The organism is Streptomyces sp. NBC_01283, from assembly GCF_041435335.1.
Lineage (GTDB): Bacteria > Actinomycetota > Actinomycetes > Streptomycetales > Streptomycetaceae > Streptomyces.
Window position 1 is genome coordinate 4,745,601 of sequence record NZ_CP108430.1, and the last position, 15,091, is coordinate 4,760,691.

Annotated in this window: 14 protein-coding genes and 1 tRNA gene; 9 read left to right on the forward strand and 6 right to left on the reverse strand. The window is 70.3% G+C overall.

What is annotated here, in order from left to right; translation table 11 throughout:
* Positions 1 to 19: 19 nt before the first annotated feature.
* Both OG302_RS21610 and OG302_RS21615 read right to left on the reverse strand, forming a co-directional pair.
* Positions 20 to 1,498, reverse strand: a complete 1,479-nt coding sequence (locus OG302_RS21610) for an aminopeptidase P family protein (protein ID WP_371528276.1) — start codon at positions 1,496 to 1,498, stop codon at positions 20 to 22.
* Between the two features lie 99 nt (positions 1,499 to 1,597).
* On the reverse strand, positions 1,598 to 3,031 hold the full coding sequence (locus tag OG302_RS21615) for a PP2C family protein-serine/threonine phosphatase (RefSeq protein WP_371528277.1): 1,434 nt from the start codon (positions 3,029 to 3,031) through the stop codon (positions 1,598 to 1,600).
* Between the two features lie 537 nt (positions 3,032 to 3,568).
* Between OG302_RS21615 and OG302_RS21620 the strand changes: the two genes are divergently transcribed.
* Both OG302_RS21620 and OG302_RS21625 read left to right on the forward strand, forming a co-directional pair.
* Positions 3,569 to 4,246 (forward strand): bifunctional DNA primase/polymerase, encoded by a 678-nt coding sequence (locus tag OG302_RS21620; protein ID WP_371528278.1) that lies wholly within the window; start codon positions 3,569 to 3,571, stop codon positions 4,244 to 4,246.
* A 57-nt stretch (positions 4,247 to 4,303) separates the two neighbouring features.
* Entirely contained in the window at positions 4,304 to 4,909 is a 606-nt protein-coding gene (locus OG302_RS21625) for a hypothetical protein (protein WP_371528279.1), read from the forward strand.
* 204 nt (positions 4,910 to 5,113) lie between these two features.
* On the opposite strand, the gene OG302_RS21630 is transcribed toward OG302_RS21625, so the two are convergent.
* The 3 genes from OG302_RS21630 to OG302_RS21640 form a co-directional block, all read right to left on the reverse strand.
* Positions 5,114 to 6,079 (reverse strand): DUF5926 family protein, encoded by a 966-nt coding sequence (locus tag OG302_RS21630; RefSeq protein ID WP_371528280.1) that lies wholly within the window; start codon positions 6,077 to 6,079, stop codon positions 5,114 to 5,116.
* 253 nt (positions 6,080 to 6,332) lie between these two features.
* Positions 6,333 to 6,950 carry an ATP-binding protein gene (locus OG302_RS21635; RefSeq protein WP_371528281.1) on the reverse strand — a complete coding sequence of 206 codons (618 nt, stop codon included), beginning with the start codon at positions 6,948 to 6,950 and terminating at the stop codon, positions 6,333 to 6,335.
* 62 nt (positions 6,951 to 7,012) lie between these two features.
* Positions 7,013 to 7,825: a glycerophosphodiester phosphodiesterase gene (locus tag OG302_RS21640; protein ID WP_371528282.1), complete on the reverse strand. Its 813-nt coding sequence runs from the start codon at positions 7,823 to 7,825 to the stop codon at positions 7,013 to 7,015.
* 183 nt (positions 7,826 to 8,008) lie between these two features.
* On the opposite strand from OG302_RS21640, the gene OG302_RS21645 reads away from it, so the two are divergent.
* The 4 genes from OG302_RS21645 (at position 8,009) to OG302_RS21660 (ending at position 10,983) form a co-directional block, all read left to right on the forward strand.
* Positions 8,009 to 9,460 carry a S1C family serine protease gene (locus OG302_RS21645; protein ID WP_371528283.1) on the forward strand — a complete coding sequence of 484 codons (1,452 nt, stop codon included), beginning with the start codon at positions 8,009 to 8,011 and terminating at the stop codon, positions 9,458 to 9,460.
* 42 nt (positions 9,461 to 9,502) lie between these two features.
* A tRNA-Ser gene (locus tag OG302_RS21650) sits at positions 9,503 to 9,587 on the forward strand.
* A gap of 207 nt (positions 9,588 to 9,794) precedes the next feature.
* On the forward strand, positions 9,795 to 10,025 hold the full coding sequence (locus OG302_RS21655) for a hypothetical protein (RefSeq protein WP_371528284.1): 231 nt from the start codon (positions 9,795 to 9,797) through the stop codon (positions 10,023 to 10,025).
* A 229-nt stretch (positions 10,026 to 10,254) separates the two neighbouring features.
* Positions 10,255 to 10,983 carry a sensor domain-containing protein gene (locus OG302_RS21660; protein WP_371528285.1) on the forward strand — a complete coding sequence of 243 codons (729 nt, stop codon included), beginning with the start codon at positions 10,255 to 10,257 and terminating at the stop codon, positions 10,981 to 10,983.
* A gap of 98 nt (positions 10,984 to 11,081) precedes the next feature.
* Here OG302_RS21660 and OG302_RS21665 read toward each other — a convergent pair whose 3' ends face one another.
* A complete protein-coding gene (locus OG302_RS21665; protein WP_371528286.1) occupies positions 11,082 to 11,954 on the reverse strand; it encodes a bifunctional DNA primase/polymerase in 873 nt (290 codons plus the stop codon).
* A 369-nt stretch (positions 11,955 to 12,323) separates the two neighbouring features.
* Between OG302_RS21665 and OG302_RS21670 the strand changes: the two genes are divergently transcribed.
* The 3 genes from OG302_RS21670 (at position 12,324) to OG302_RS21680 (ending at position 15,090) form a co-directional block, all read left to right on the forward strand.
* Positions 12,324 to 12,635 (forward strand): hypothetical protein, encoded by a 312-nt coding sequence (locus OG302_RS21670; RefSeq protein WP_361828772.1) that lies wholly within the window; start codon positions 12,324 to 12,326, stop codon positions 12,633 to 12,635.
* 260 nt (positions 12,636 to 12,895) lie between these two features.
* Entirely contained in the window at positions 12,896 to 14,185 is a 1,290-nt protein-coding gene (locus OG302_RS21675) for an acyl-CoA dehydrogenase family protein (RefSeq protein WP_371528287.1), read from the forward strand.
* On the forward strand, positions 14,182 to 15,090 hold the full coding sequence (locus tag OG302_RS21680) for a bifunctional MaoC family dehydratase N-terminal/OB-fold nucleic acid binding domain-containing protein (RefSeq protein WP_371528288.1): 909 nt from the start codon (positions 14,182 to 14,184) through the stop codon (positions 15,088 to 15,090). Before OG302_RS21675 ends, OG302_RS21680 begins: the two co-directional genes overlap by 4 nt.
* The last annotated feature ends 1 nt before the right edge of the window (position 15,091 follow it).

Genomic DNA, 15,091 nt, shown 5'->3' on the forward strand with positions numbered 1-15,091 from the left:
CAGATCGGATCAGGGACGATCAGCCCTTGAGCTCGGCCATCCACGTCTCGACGTCATCGGCACGCCGCGGCAGCGAAGCCGACAGGTTCTTGTTGCCGTCGGCCGTCACGAGAATGTCGTCCTCGATCCGCACGCCGATGCCGCGGTACTCCTCCGGCACCGTCAGGTCGTCCGCCTGGAAGTACAGACCGGGCTCGACGGTCAGGCACATGCCGGGCTCCAGGACACCGTCGGCGTACGTCTCACGGCGCGCGGCAGCGCAGTCGTGGACGTCCATGCCGAGCATGTGACCGGTGCCGTGCAGGGTCCAGCGGCGCTGGAGGCCCAGCTCCAGGACGCGCTCGACCGGGCCCTCGACGAGGCCCCACTCCACGAGCTTCTCGGCGAGCACGCGCTGCGCGGCGTCGTGGAAGTCGCGGTACTTGGCGCCGGGCCGCACGGCCGCGATGCCGGCCTCCTGGGCCTCGTACACGGCGTCGTAGATCTTCCGCTGCAGCTCGTTGAAGCGGCCGTTGATCGGCAGCGTGCGCGTCACGTCGGCGGTGTAGTACGTGTGCGTCTCCACACCGGCGTCGAGGAGCAGCAGCTCCCCGGAGCGCACGGCGCCGTCGTTGCGCACCCAGTGCAGGGTCGTGGCGTGCGGGCCCGCGGCGCAGATCGAGCCGTAGCCGATGTCGTTGCCGTCGACGCGGGCGCGCAGGAAGAAGGTGCCCTCGATGTAGCGCTCGCTGGTCGCCTCGGCCTTGTCCAGGACGCGTACGACGTCCTCGAAGCCCCGCGCCGTCGCGTCGCACGCCTTCTGCAGCTCGCCGACTTCAAACTCGTCCTTGACCAGACGGGCCTCGGAGAGGAAGACGCGCAGCTCCTCGTCGCGCTCGGCGGTGACCTTGTCGGTCAGCGCGGCCTCGATGCCGGCGTCGTAGCCGCGGACGACGCGGACGGAACCGGTCGCCTCGCGCAGGTGTGCGCCGAGCTCGCGCACGTCGGACGCGGGGATGCCGTACAGCGTCTCGGCCTCGGTGAGGGAGTGCCTGCGGCCGACCCACAGCTCGCCCTGGCCGTCCAGCCAGAACTCGCCGTTCTCGCGGTCGGAGCGCGGCAGCAGGTAGATGGTGGCCTCGTGGCCGCTCGTGCCGTCCGCGAAGTCCGTCGGCTCCAGGACGAGGACGCCGTCCTCGGTCTGGTTGCCGGTCAGGTACGCGTACTCGACGGAGGCGCGGAAGGCGTACTCCGTGTCGTTCGAGCGGGTCTTGAGGTTGCCCGCGGGGATCACGAGGCGCTCGCCCGGGAAGCGCGCGGAGAGCGCGGCACGGCGGGCGGCGGTGTGCGCGGTCTGGGCGATCGGCTGCAGGTCGTGCAGCTCCGTGTCGGCCCAGCCGGCCTTCATGTTCTCGGCGAGCTCGTCGGAGACTCCCGGGTACAGGCCGTTCTTGCGCTGCTTGATCGGCTCTTCCTCGGACTCGATCTCCGGGTTCTCCGGATTGAGCTCCTCCGACACGATCTGCCTCCTATGTACGACACTGGGCCCCCTCCATCGTACGGGCGTACGGAAGGGGGCCCAGAGCCAGAAGGCCCATTACATGGCGTATCGCGGGAGTCACTCGAAACGGGCCGCAAGGAGCACCACGTCCTCGTCGCTGTCGACCGTGTCGAGCCCGTCCGGCAGCACCGTCCGCAGGATGTGATCGGTGAGCGCGTCCGGGTCGTCGCGCACCGCCTTCGGCACCCCGGCCGCCGCCGCGTGCAGCCGCGCGAAGGCCCGGTCCATCGGGTCACCGGTGCGGTGCAGCAGGCCGTCCGTATAGAGAAGCACCGTTTCTCCCGGCTCCGTCTTGAACTCCACGCTGGGCGCCTCCCAGCACGCGAGCATTCCCAGCGGCGCCGACAGCGAGGTCTCCACGAACTCCGTGCGCCGCTCACCGATCACCAGCGGCGGGCTGTGCCCGGCACCGGCCAGGATGATCTTGCGCTGGGCCGGCTCGCAGTACGCGAAGAGAGACGTCGCCGACCGTGCCGGTTCGGTGAGCCGCAGCAGCAGCTCCAGATCGGACAGTACGGCGACGGGGTCCTCGCCCTCCATGACGGCGTACGCCCGCAAGGAGGCCCGCAGGCGCCCCATCGCGGCGACGGCGCTCGGCCCGGACCCGGTGACGGACCCGACCGCGAGGCCGAGCGCGGCGTCGGGCAGCGGCAGCGCGTCGAACCAGTCGCCGCCGCCGAGCGCGCAGGTGCGGTGCCGCGCGGCGAGCTGCACCCCGGAGACCCGCGGCAGGCGCGAGGGCAGCAGCTCCTCGCGCAGCGTGGCCTCCGTCGTGCGGGCGCGGTTCAGTTCGATCAGCCGCGCCAGATGCTCGGCGGCCTGGCGCGCGTAGAGGCCGACGAGGTGGCGCTGGCGCTCGCCGGGCTCCGCGGGCTCGTCGTACAGCCAGACGGCGGCGCCGATTCGGCCCGCCGCCTCGCTGGACAGGGGCAGTGCGTACGTCGCGGCGTAGCCGAGCCGGGCGGCCACCTCGCGGTGACGGGGGTCGAGGCTGCCGTCGGCGAGCAGGTCGGCGTTGACGATCTCGGTCTCGGCGCCCGGGGGCGTGGGCGGCGCGTCAAGGAGCCGCCCGAAGGCGGTGACGGCGCGGGGGACCGTCTCGATGTGGCCGAGGTCGGCACGGGTGAGGCCCAGGCCGATGGCGGTGTCGGGGCCGATCCCGTCGGCGGGTTCGAGGACGAGCAGGCCGCGGCGCGCGCCGACGAGGGCGGCTCCGGCGTGCAGCAGTTCGTGCAGGGCTTCGTCGAGGGTGGCCGTGCGGGCCAGGCGCTCGGTGAGCTCCTGCAGGGTGGTCAGATCGGAGATCCAGCCCGCGAGCCGGTCCTGGATCATGAGGGTCGGTGCACCCTTGGCCTGTGGGGCGGGCGCGACAGTGTGGGCTGGTGGCGGAACAGTTGAATCGATTCCGGCCACTTTCGGGAGGTGCGGAGCGTTCATGGCTGACGGCTTTCCGGCCGGTGCGTATTGCTCAATAGCATCGCAAACCCCCATGTCATTCTGCGCCGCTAGCAATGTTCTCCACATCTACACGCACTGGTTAGGGGATGTCCAGCATTGTCCAGCTGGGATTCCTGGTGTCCGTGGGAATTCTGTGACGTATCGCGATCTTGGTAACTTGGCTCAAAAGTGCCTGAGGCGACGGCCTATTGCGATCGACTGGGATTGTTCAACAAGGGGTACTCCCGAGCCCTCAGGCACGGGAGGCGCGTCACAGCGGCCGTGATGGGTACGTACTCGGTGATGACCAGGGGCAGTTGAGATCAGCCCGGAACCTGGCGACGGACCCGGGCGTCTTAACTCACGACGACCGTGCCCCATCCTCCCGTGGGGGAGGCGGCGAGAAGCACGCGGGACAGCAAACGCCAGGCACCGCCACCCCACGCCACGCTAACGCTCGGCCCTTCGGGGTTCCCCATGCCGCAGGCTGGGGTGTGATGCGCCAGTTCTACGCACAGCGAAGTGATCCACACATGGTGTGATGTGGCCCGCCGTGTTCCTCGGCGTGTAAACGGAAAGGAACGAGCGCTCATGCGCGAGATCCTCGGAAGGCGAAGCAGGCTCCTGTCCAGGCTCACCGGCAGGAAGTCTGACCGGAGTCCCAGCCTGAAGGGCGCGGCCCTGACCTTTGCGACGGCATGGAAGTGGCCCGTGGTGCCCGGCGTCGGCCTCGACCGGCGAGACGGCACCCGCTGCGCCTGCCCCGACCCCGACTGCACGGTGCCAGGAGCCCACCCCCTCGACCCCGGTCTGCTGACCGCGACGACCGACGAGCGCATGGTGAGCTGGTGGTGGACGAACCGCCCGGACGCTCCCATCGTGCTCGCGACCGGCGTCGGCGCCCCATGCGCCGTCAGCCTGCCCGTCATCGCGGGAGAGCGCGCGCTTGCCGCGCTCGACGAGATGGGCATCAGGCTCGGCCCGGTCGTGGCGACCCCCGCCCGCGTTTTTCTGCTCGTAGCGCCGTACTCCATGGAGCAGTTGGGCGAGCTGCTGTACGCCAAGGACTACGTACCGGGCTCACTGCGCTTCCACGGAGAGGGCGGATACATCGCGCTGCCGCCTTCGGAGACAGGACAGGGACCGGTGGGCTGGGAGCGGGCTCCGTTGCCCGGCTCGGCAGCCCCGTGGGTCCCCGATGTCGAGGCCGTGGTGGACGCGGTGGTCGACGCGCTCACTCGTACGGGTGTGAGCGCGCCCGAGTTGTAGGGGAAATGGGCGCGCGGCGAGCCGGGCGCCCATCAAACGTCGTTACTGTCAGGCCTTATGAACCCCCGCCTGATCGCGCTCATGGGCGTCGTGGCCATTACGGTTTTCCTGCCGCTCGCCGGCGCGTCCGCGGGGCCTGTGGGTGACGGCGACGCCGACGCCAAGCCGTCGGAGCGGCCGGCGGACGCGGCACCGGGAACGGCGCCGGATCCCGACGCGAAACAGCCCTCCACGGAGAGGCCCACTTCGAAACGGGCCTCTACGGAGGGCGCGTCCTCATCCGCGGACGACTCGTCGCTCCTCACGGGGCTCGGCCTCGACACTGCCGCACAGTGCGGACCCGAAGTGACCTCCCCCAAGGGCATCGAGGCCCAGACGTGCGTCCTGACCCAGGGGCACGACACCTGGGGGCGCACTTACTACCGCAACACGACCGGTGATGAGCTGAGCGCCGTACTGACCGTTATGGGCCCCGGCGCACGCACCGTGCAGATGCATTGCGCGGTCGGCGCGGCGGACGAGCCGGGGGCGTGCGAGACACCCCGTGAGCGCACGGCGGGGAATGCCGAGGCGTATTCGGCGGTGGTGGAGTTCGCCGACGGGAGTGGCGGACCGTTGCTCCTGCGCTCCGGGAGCAACTCCGCTCGACCGAAGGCCAGTTGAGACAGCAGGTCAGGCCGGACAGTGGGCCGGACATGAAAGCGCCCGGTTGCTGGCGACGGGGGATGCACCAGCAACCGGGCTACCTGAACGGTAACAAGAGATCTGCTCTGGGCAAATTCGATCTCGGATATCCAGACAGGGATTTACCTGCGACGACGGGGAGTTGTGACAGGAGTCACGCTCCCCGTCCGACTGACTGGTGGGTCAGCTCAGCGTCACCTGGCGGTTGGTGAGACCGCCGCGCGCCCGCCGCTCCTCCGGCGTGAGCGGGGCATCGCTGCTCAGCGCCGTCGCGAGCCGCTCGGCGAACTCCGCGGCGGGCTTCTCGATGTCCTCGGCGCCCATTCCGGTCGGCAGGTCCCACACCGGGACCGTCAGACCGTGCGCCCGGAAGGAGCCGACCAGACGGGTGCCGTCGCCGAGGCTCGACGTACCGGCCGCGTGCAGCCGGGCGAGTGCGTCGAGGAGCTGCTCCTCGGGGTGCGGCATGACCCAGCGCAGGTGGTTCTTGTCCGGGGTCTCGCACCAGTACGCGCAGTCCACGCCGGAGAGCCGCACGGTCGGGATGGCGGCGGCGTTCGCCCGCTCCAGGGACGCGGAGACCTCCGTGGACGCGTTCTCCGAGTCCGGGACCCAGAACTCGAAGCCGGCGTGCACGATCGGCTCGAATACGCCCTCGGGGTCCAGGAGGTCCTGCAGGCGCGGCCCGTCGGCAGGGGCGCGGCGGGCCTGGACCGGAGAGCCGGGCTCGGCGGTCAGGGCGCGCTGGAGGGTGTCGGCGAGGTCGCGGCTGATGTCACCGGACGCGGTGTCGTTCTGCAGGCCGAGCAGGACCGAGCCGTCGTCGCGGCGCAGCGCGGGCCAGGCCATCGGCAGGACGGTCGCCAGGGAGACGGAGGGCACGCCGTCCGGCAGCCCGTCCTTGAGGGGCAGTTCGACGGTCGCCGCCGGGACGAGCTCGCGCAGGGCCACCCAGTCGCCCTCACCGGGCAGGCCTTCGAAGGGGCGGTGCACCAGCTCGGTCGCCGCGTGCGCGGCGGCCCGGCCGTGACAGGCCTTGTAACGGCGGCCCGAACCGCAGGGGCAGGGTTCGCGGGCGCCGACGACAGGGACCTGTCCGTCCGTCAGCTGCGGCTGCTTGCCCTTGGTCTGAGGGCGCTTCTTGGCCATCTTGGGTGTCTCCCGGATGCGGCTTTACAGCGTGGCTCTTCGTACGCCTTGGGGCGTACGGGCGCGAGCCTAGCCGCTCGCCCAGGGGGCGTCGGGATTCAGCCTGGGCGGGTGGGAACCGCCGGCCGCGGTCGCAGGTCGTGATCCTGGTCCGTGGTCGCCGCCCGCGGACCGGTCGGTCGCAGCGGGCGGTCGCGGTCGTCAGGCGCGGTCGACGGTCGCGGGCGTCAGTCGCGGTCGACGGTCGTGGGCCTCAGTCGCGGTCGTCGAACGGGTCGGCGTACGCGAGGTCGGGTATCCCGGCGGCCGACGGGGCCGCGACGCGCGTAGCGAAGTCCTCGTGGCACTGCCCGGCATGGACGACCACCCACACCGTGACCTCGCCGTGGGTGTCGTCGCGCACGCCCCAGGTCTCGGCGAGGGCCGTGATGATGTTGAGCCCGCGCCCGCCGTGCGCGGTGACCGAGGGTGTGGCCGGAACGGGGCGGGTCGGGCCACCGCCGTCCGTCACCTCGACCGTCAGCCTGCCTGTCGCGTCCACGCGCCAGGCGGCCCGGACATCACCGTCGCCGACCATTCCTTCGCCCAGCGGCCTGCCGTGCCGGCAGGCATTGCTGAGCAATTCCGAAAGGATCAGTACGGCATCGTCGACGACCGTTTCCGGCACCCCGTTCCCGCGCAACTGATCGCGCATCCGGTGCCTTGCTTCTCCCACGCCCGCAGGGCCATGGGGTACGGCCATGCTCGACGACGCGGGCACCTCCCGTGCCACCACCAACGCCACCCCCGAGACCTCCTTCGCCCCACGCCACGGTGTGAATGCCCCAATGGACTGGACCGGAAACCGGCCAATCCTTGTGCGGTGACGCACTCGTAACGATCGAATACGGACCGAACGCGCCGGTGCACACCCTGTAACTGACGGGATGGCGGTTAGCGACGGCCCAACTGGGACAGCACCTGCTTGGGGCGATTGGTGATGATGGCGTCGACGCCGAGTTCGGCGCAGAGCTCCACGTCCTCGGGTTCGTTCACGGTCCACACGTGCACCTGGTGTCCCGCGCGTTTGAGTTTGGCCACGTACGCGGGGTGATTGCGGACGATCCGCATGCCCGGACCGGCGATCCGGACGCCCTCGGGCAGACGGCCGTCGCGGTGGCGCGGCGAGACGAACTGCATCAGATAGACCGTCGGCAGGGTGGGGGACGCGGCCCGCACCCGATGCAGGGAGCGCGCCGAGAAGCTCATGACGCGTACGGGAGAGGGGCCATCGGCGGGTGGACAGTCCAAACCGAAGCGCTTCAGTAGAAGGAGCAGCCTTTCCTCGACCTGCCCCGCCCAGCGGGTCGGGTGCTTGGTCTCGATGGCCAGCTGGACGTTGCGCCCCGAAGCATTGCTTTCGGCCACCAGCTCCAGGAGCCGCTCCAGGGTGAGGACGGAGGTGTCCTCCCAGTCGGGCCCTTCGTCGGCCTCACCGTGATTGTTCTTCCAGGATCCGAAGTCGAGGGCCGCGAGGTCGGAGAGCTCAAGGGCCGACACGGCGCCCCGGCCGTTCGACGTCCGGTTCACGCGACGGTCGTGGACGCAGACGAGGTGCCCGTCCGCAGTGAGGCGTACGTCGCATTCGAGAGCGTCGGCACCGTCCTCGACCGCTTTCTTGTACGCGGCCAGCGTGTGCTCGGGGGCGTCTTCGGAAGCTCCGCGGTGGGCGACGACCTGGATCTGTTGCTGTCGTGCGAGGGTCACCGCGTCATGGTGCCATCACGGGGTACCCGCAGGCTTGCCCAGGTGGTGCACACAGAGCCGGATCCACAGGATCGGCTTATGGTGCCCTGACAGCCCATGGGAAAAGCTGACTGCAGACACATGCACAGTTGGGCACAGCCAGGCCGTGACCGAGAACGACAGCGTGGACCGAGGAGAAGAGCTGTGAGCACCGAGAACGAGGGCAACGAGGTACCCCCGGCCCCGTCAGCGCCTCCTGTGCCGGTGGAATCTCCCGCTGCTTCCGCCGACCGCGCGGCGCCGTCCGCCGCGCCCGATCCCGCGGCGCCGTCCGCCGCGCCCGGCCAGGAACCGGCGGCGCACCAGGTTCCCCCGCACGCCGGTACCACCGAGGGCACGCCCCCGCACGCCTCCGGTGCCGGCGCCTGGCCGCCTCCGCCGCCGCCCACCGTTCCCTCGTACGCCCACGGCGGAGGCTCCGGCTGGGGCTCGTCGTACGCGGCGCAGCACCCCGAGGGGTCCAAGCCCGCGGGCCGTCGCGGCGGCCTGATCGCCGCGGTGCTCGTGGCCGCGCTGGTCGCGGGCGGTGTCGGCGGCGGCATCGGCTTCTGGGCGGCCGACCGGAACGACAACAGCACGGGCTCGACCACCGTCTCCGCGTCGAACACCCCCGCCGACCTCAAGCGCGACCCCGGCACGGTCGCCGACATCGCGGGCACGGCGCTGCCCAGCGTCGTCACCATCGAGGCCCAGGGCGGCAACGGCGAGGGCGGCACGGGCACCGGCTTCGTCTACGACAAGCAGGGCCACATCCTTACGAACAACCACGTCGTGGCCTCCGCGGCCGACGGCGGGAAGCTCGCGGCGACGTTCTCGGACGGCAAGAAGTACGACGCCGAGGTGGTCGGCCGTGCCGAGGGCTATGACGTGGCGGTCATCAAGCTCAAGAACCCGCCGTCGAACCTGAAGCCCCTCCCCCTCGGCAACTCCGACAAGGTGGCCGTCGGCGACTCGACGATCGCCATCGGAGCCCCCTTCGGCCTCTCGAACACGGTCACCACCGGCATCGTCAGCGCCAAGGACCGCCCGGTGACCTCAAGCGACGGCGCGAGCAGCAAGAGCTCGTACATGAGCGCCCTGCAGACCGACGCCTCCATCAACCCCGGCAACTCCGGCGGTCCGCTGCTCGACGCGGGCGGCGCGGTCATCGGCATCAACTCCGCGATCAAGCCCGCGGAGAGCGGCGGCGGCCTCGGTGGCGGAGGGGGCCAGTCCGGCTCGATCGGCCTCGGCTTCGCGATCCCGGTCAACCAGGCCAAGTACGTCGCCCAGCAGCTGATCAAGAACGGCCAGGCCGTCTACCCCGTGATCGGTGCCTCGGTCGCCCTGCAGGAGAACACGGGCGGCGCCACGATCTCCCGGGAGGGCGCGAGCGGTTCGCAGGCGGTCACCCCGAACGGTCCCGCGGACAAGGCGGGCCTCAAGCCCGGCGACGTCATCACGAAGCTGGACGACATGGCGATCGACAGCGGCCCGACCCTGATCGGCCAGATCTGGACCCACAAGCCGGGCGACACCGTCGAGATCACGTACAAGCGCGACGGCAAGGAGCACAAGACCGACGTGGTCCTGGGCCAGCGCAAGGGCGAGAGCTGACCCGCTACTCTTGTCCCCGCACCGCCCTGATCGGCGGTGCGGGGTGGGTTGCCCGAGCGGCCTAAGGGAACGGTCTTGAAAACCGTCGTGGCGAGAGTCACCGTGGGTTCAAATCCCACACCCACCGCAGTTCTTGAGAGCCTCTGACCAGCGAGTTCGGTCAGGGGCTCTCGTGTTTCCAGATGGTTCGCAGCCGCGCGTACGCGCGTAGGTCACCTTGGATGAACCTGGTACTCCACGTGGCCGCTGCCCGGCGAGCCTGGGAGAAGGTGCGGGCCGATTGAGGTGTTGTCGCTGCCAAGGATCACTGGAATCACCCCAAAAGGAGATAACCGTGTTGCAGCGCATCGCAGCCGCCTTTGCCGTGGCCACCGTCGCCGGAGTCCTGGCCACCGGCACCGCCGTCGCTTCCGACGGTCCGAGCAGCACCTTCAGCGAGGGCCGCTACGCGGGCCAGTCCTTCACCAACATGGGCGGCCCCTACGGGATCACCACGGCCGGCCAGGCGGACGGCGGCCACCGTGACGGTTCGTCGCTCGACGGCCTCTTCGGCTACAACGGCTGACGGTTTCTCCCGTCAGGCCAGGGGGTGCCCCTCAGTGCTTCTCGCTGAGGGGCACCCCCCTTTCGCTGCCTCTTTACCCGGAGGATTCGGTTCCGTACGGGGGTGGTGTCAGCAACACCCCTGAGAGGCCGGGTCGCCGGATGTTCCGGGCCGCTCGGATTCGCGATCGTGGAGGACGAAGCACGGCACGTCCCCAGCACGTCCCCACCGCGAAGATCAGAGGCCCGTCATGAACATCAGCGCCCGTCCGTACGCAGCCGCTGCTGCCGCTCCCTCCGTTCCTGCCGCTCCTTCCGCCGAGCGCTCCGCGGGGGCCCCGGGCTTCTGGCGGGCGCCGTTCGCCGGCTCCACGTACCGGGAGATCGGCTACACGGTGGCGTCGCTGCCCATCGCCATCGTGGGCTTCACCTTCGCCGTGACGATGTTCTCGCTCGGCGTGGGCCTGTTCGTCACCGTGCTCGGCCTTCCGGTCCTCGCGGTCGCGCTGGCCGGGGCGCGGGGGCTCGGGGCCGCCGAGAGGGGACGGGCCCGGTCGCAGCTGGGGCTCGACGTGGCCGGGCCCGTTGCCGTGGAGACGCCGCGGGAGGCGGGTGCGTGGGCGGGGATGCGGGCACGGCTCTCGGACGGCGCGGGCTGGCGGGCGCTGCTCTTCCAGGTCGTGACGTTCCCGACGCGGGTCGTGTCCTTCGTCCTCAGCGTGACGTTCCTGGTCACCGGCTGGGTGGTCGCGCTCCTCCCGGCGTACTCCTGGGTGTTCCCGCGCTACCTCGACTGGCCCGGCTACCGGGTGTTCGACTACACCTCCGGCGGCGAGCGCCACGAGTTCTACCTGGAGTCGCCGGTGCAGATCGCGGGGGCGTCCCTGCTCGGCCTCGTCATCGTCTTCCTCACCCCGAAGCTGGTCCGCGCCCTGACGAACATCGACCGTGCGGCGGTGCGGTCGATGCTCGGCAAGTGACCGGGTGCGCCAGACCGCATGCAGTAAGGGGCGTCCGCCACTGCGGACGCCCCTTACTTCGTCGGGCCTCGTCGTGCCCCGTCATGCCTGGGTCTCCGTCACGCGTGGCCCGTCAGCCGCGCCGCCGACGCGATCGTCGAGCGGGCCTCCCGTTCCGTGAGGCCGACCCGGAGCGCGGCAGCGGCGAGTTCATCGGCCAGGGTCTCGCCGATGCCGTTCTCGTAGGCGCGGCAGGCGGCCCAGAACAGCCGGGTGTTGCGCTGGCCCTCGTGTGCGGCGAGCACGAACTGCACCAGGCCCTGGCCCCGTTGGACCGGGGTCGGCATCTGCGGGAGCGTGGGGTGGTGGACGCGGGGCGGGGGCGTCAACAGGCGCAGAAGGGCGGGCGGGCAGTTCGCCGGAGGGAGATGGGCGGTGCCTGCCACGGCGCTGTAGACGCCGTGCTCGGTGCGCGAGCCGGGGCCGACGAGATAGCCGCCCGCGCCCCTGATGTCGATGCCGGGGGCGAGGCGCCCCGCGGAGTTGGGGACGACGGCGTCGGGCGGGCCCGCGAGCCAGATGTGGCGGCCGCCGCTCGGGGTCGCCACGACGACCGTGGGCGGGATGGTGAACAGATGGCGCAGCGCCAGTTCCCGCAGGGCCGCCGGAGCGTCCGTACCGGACTTGGTGTCGAGGTCGATGCCGATCAGGTGGTGGGGGGCCAGCCCGCACGCGATGCCGTAGCCGGTGGCCCAAGGGGCCGCGGTGAAGAGCTCGCGGATGCGCCACGGGTCGGTCGACGCGTCGTACACGCCGTGCCCGAGGCGGCCGCATTCGCCGTGACAGGGGGTCTGTTCGGGCTGCTCGTGGTGAGGGGAGCGGAGCGCAGGCAGCTTGCTGCGGGAGAGCGGGATGACGGCGAGGCCGCGTTCGGCGGCGGACAAGGCGTGGGCGAGTGCGAGTGCGGTGGCATGGCGGTCGATGGTGGCCATGGCTTCATTTTCGTACAAGTGTTCGAAGAAAGGAAGAGGGGGCGGTGCGGCGCGCGGACGAAACGCGGGTGTGGTCGTCGATCTTCATGAAGTGACGGAACGGTTCAGCGCTTGCGGCGCCTGGGTTTGGGCCCGGTCGTGGGGGCTGATCTGCGGCTATGGGGCGCGAAGCGTGTTTATCGACTTGTACTCACGCTTGCGGGGGAATTGGGGCTTCCGGGGTGGTTCGCCGGGGATTCGGTGGGCAACTCTGGACTCGCGACGTCGTGCAGAACCCTCAAGTCGGTCGGCCAACCGCCTTGGAACAAGAAGCACTTCAGGTACTACCGGCACATCGCCGGTGCGTACCCCCGTAACGGAGGAATTGACATGGCAAGCATCCGTACCGCCCGCGTCATCGCTGCAGCCGCGGCCCTGCCCCTGGCTGCCGCACTCTTCTCGGGTGTCGCGATGGCTGACAACGGCGCCTTCGCGAACGACGGATCGAATGCGGGCGTGGCGACTGTCAACGGCAGCGGCGTCGGCGGCAACAACAGCGGCAACTCGAACACGTCGCAGCAGCAGGCCGTCGGCTCGGGCGCCTCGAACCAGAACAACACCGCCCAGGTGAACGGATCGGCGTTCACGGCGATCGACCAGTCGAACGAGAACATCGCCGTCAATTTCACCCACCTCTGGTGAGGTGACGGCACTCCGGGGTAGCTCCCGGGGCCTGCTCGATGGGGTGTGTGGCGTTCTGCGCGGCGGTGCAACTGCACCGCCGCGCAGGCGTGTTCGGAGGGCGGTCGCGGCTCTTTTCGCCGCGCGAGGTGCTGGGCGTCCGTTTCTCTGGCGGACCGCAGGCGTATGGAGCGTGATCTCTTGACACCGCCACAGTTTCTGACGGACAGTCAGAAACCATTGTCGGTGCGACGCCCTTACGCGAAGGAGAGGCCGCCGCCGTGCACCTCGCCCCCACCGAACGCCAACAGCAGCTGCGTGCCGAACTGCGCGCCTACTTCCGTGATCTGATGCCGGCAGGTCCGCCCGAAGGGGGCGATCTGGAGGGGCAGCGGCGGCTGCTGCGGCGCATCGGGGCCGATGGCATGCTCGGCCTGGGCTGGCCGGTCGAGTACGGCGGCCAAGGACGCGGGCCCGACGAGCAGTTCGTCTTCTTCGACGAGGCGTACCGCGCGGGCGCGCCCGTATCGATGGTCACCCTGAACACCGTCGGGCCGACCCTCATGAAGTACGGCACCCAGGAGCAGAAGGCGGCCTTCCTGCCGCGCATCCTCAGCGGAGACCTGGTCTTCGCGATCGGGTACAGCGAGCCGTCGGCGGGCACGGACCTGGCCTCGCTGCGGACGCGGGCGGTGCGTGAGGGTGAGGCTTCCGGCGAGGTCGGGGCTCCTGCGGCGGGGCCTCCTGAGGCCGGGGACCCCGGTGCCGAAGGGTCCGGGGGGCCCGCAGGGTCCAAGGGGTCCAAGGGGCCCGAGGGCACGTGGGTCATCGACGGGCAGAAGATCTTCACGTCGAACGCCCAGAACGCCGACTGGATCTGGCTGGCCTGCCGCACCGACCCCGAAGCCCCCAAGCACCAAGGCATCTCGATCATCCTCGTGCCGACCGACGCACCCGGTTTCTCGTGGACGCCGATCGAGACGGTGGGCGGTCTGACGACGACGGCGACGTACTACGACGGAATTCGCGTGCCCGCCACGAACCTCGTCGGCGAGGAGAACGGCGGCTGGGGGCTCATCACCAACCAGCTCAACCACGAGCGGGTGGCGCTCGCCGCGATCGGAATGCAGGCCGAGGATTTCTACGCCGCGGCCCTCGCCTTCGCCCGTACACCCGATCCGGTGACGGGTGAGCGCCGGATTGACGCTCCGTGGGTCCGTTCCAGGCTGGCCGAGGCACAGGCGCGGCTGGCGGCAACGCGCCTGCTCAACTGGCGTTTGGTGGGGGATGTGGGGGCGGGTGCGCTGGCGCCGGGAGACGCCAGCGGCGTGAAATTCGTGGGAACCGAATCGGCGGTGGAGGTGTACCGAATATGTCAGGAAGTCACGGGCGAGGCGGGGCTGGTCCGGGCCGGTTCACCCGGGTCACTGGTGCTCGGCCCGGCCGGTGAGGGGGAGTTGGAACGGATGAACAGAGCGGCGCAGATCAATACGTTCGGGGGCGGGGTGAGCGAGGTGCAGCGGGAGATCGTGGCGACGATGCGCCTCGGGATGCGGAGGGGACGGCGATGACCGATCTTTCGCACGAGACGCTGAAGGTGTTCGAGGGGCGGGCAGCCGCCACGTCGGGGATGGGCAAGGACCCGGTCAACGAGCCGATGATCCGGCACTGGTGCGAGGCCATGGGCGACACGAACTCGGCCTATGCGGGGCCGGATCCGATCGCGCCGCCGACCATGCTCCAGGCGTGGACCATGGGCGGGCTCTCCGGACACGACGGGCGTTCGGCGGCATACGACGAGCTGTTCGCGCTCCTGGACGGCGCGGGGTACACCTCCGTGGTGGCCACGGACTGCGAGCAGGAGTATCTGCGGGCGCTGCGGCCGGGGGACGAGATCACCTTCGACGCGGTCATCGAGTCGGTGTCGGAGCGCAAGACGACCAAGCTGGGCACGGGCCATTTCGTCACGACCCGGATGGACGTCAGAGCGGGCGGCGAGCTGGCGGGGACCCACCGCTTCCGGATCCTGAAGTACGCACCCGCGCAGCGGAAAACCCAGGGCAAGCGACCCCGCCCGGTGATCAACCGGGACAACGCGGGGTTCTGGGAAGGAGTGGCCCGGCACCAGCTCCTGATCCAGCGCTGCGGTGGCTGCCAGGCCCTGCGCTTCCCGTGGCTGCCCGGCTGCAACGCCTGCGGATCGCTCGCATGGGACACGGTCGAGGCGAGCGGGGAGGGCACGGTCTATTCGTACGTCGTCATGCACCATCCGCCCTTCCCCGCCTTCGATCCCCCGTACGCGGTCGGGCTCATCGAGCTGGCGGAGGGCGTGCGCATGGTCAGCAACGTGGTGGGGGTGCCCAGCGACAAGGTGCGGATCGGGCAGCCGGTGCGGCTCGAATTCCGGCAAGTGGACGCGGAGTTGGAGCTTCCGGTGTTCCGGGCCGTCGAGAGCATGGCAGGGGGCGGACTCTGAC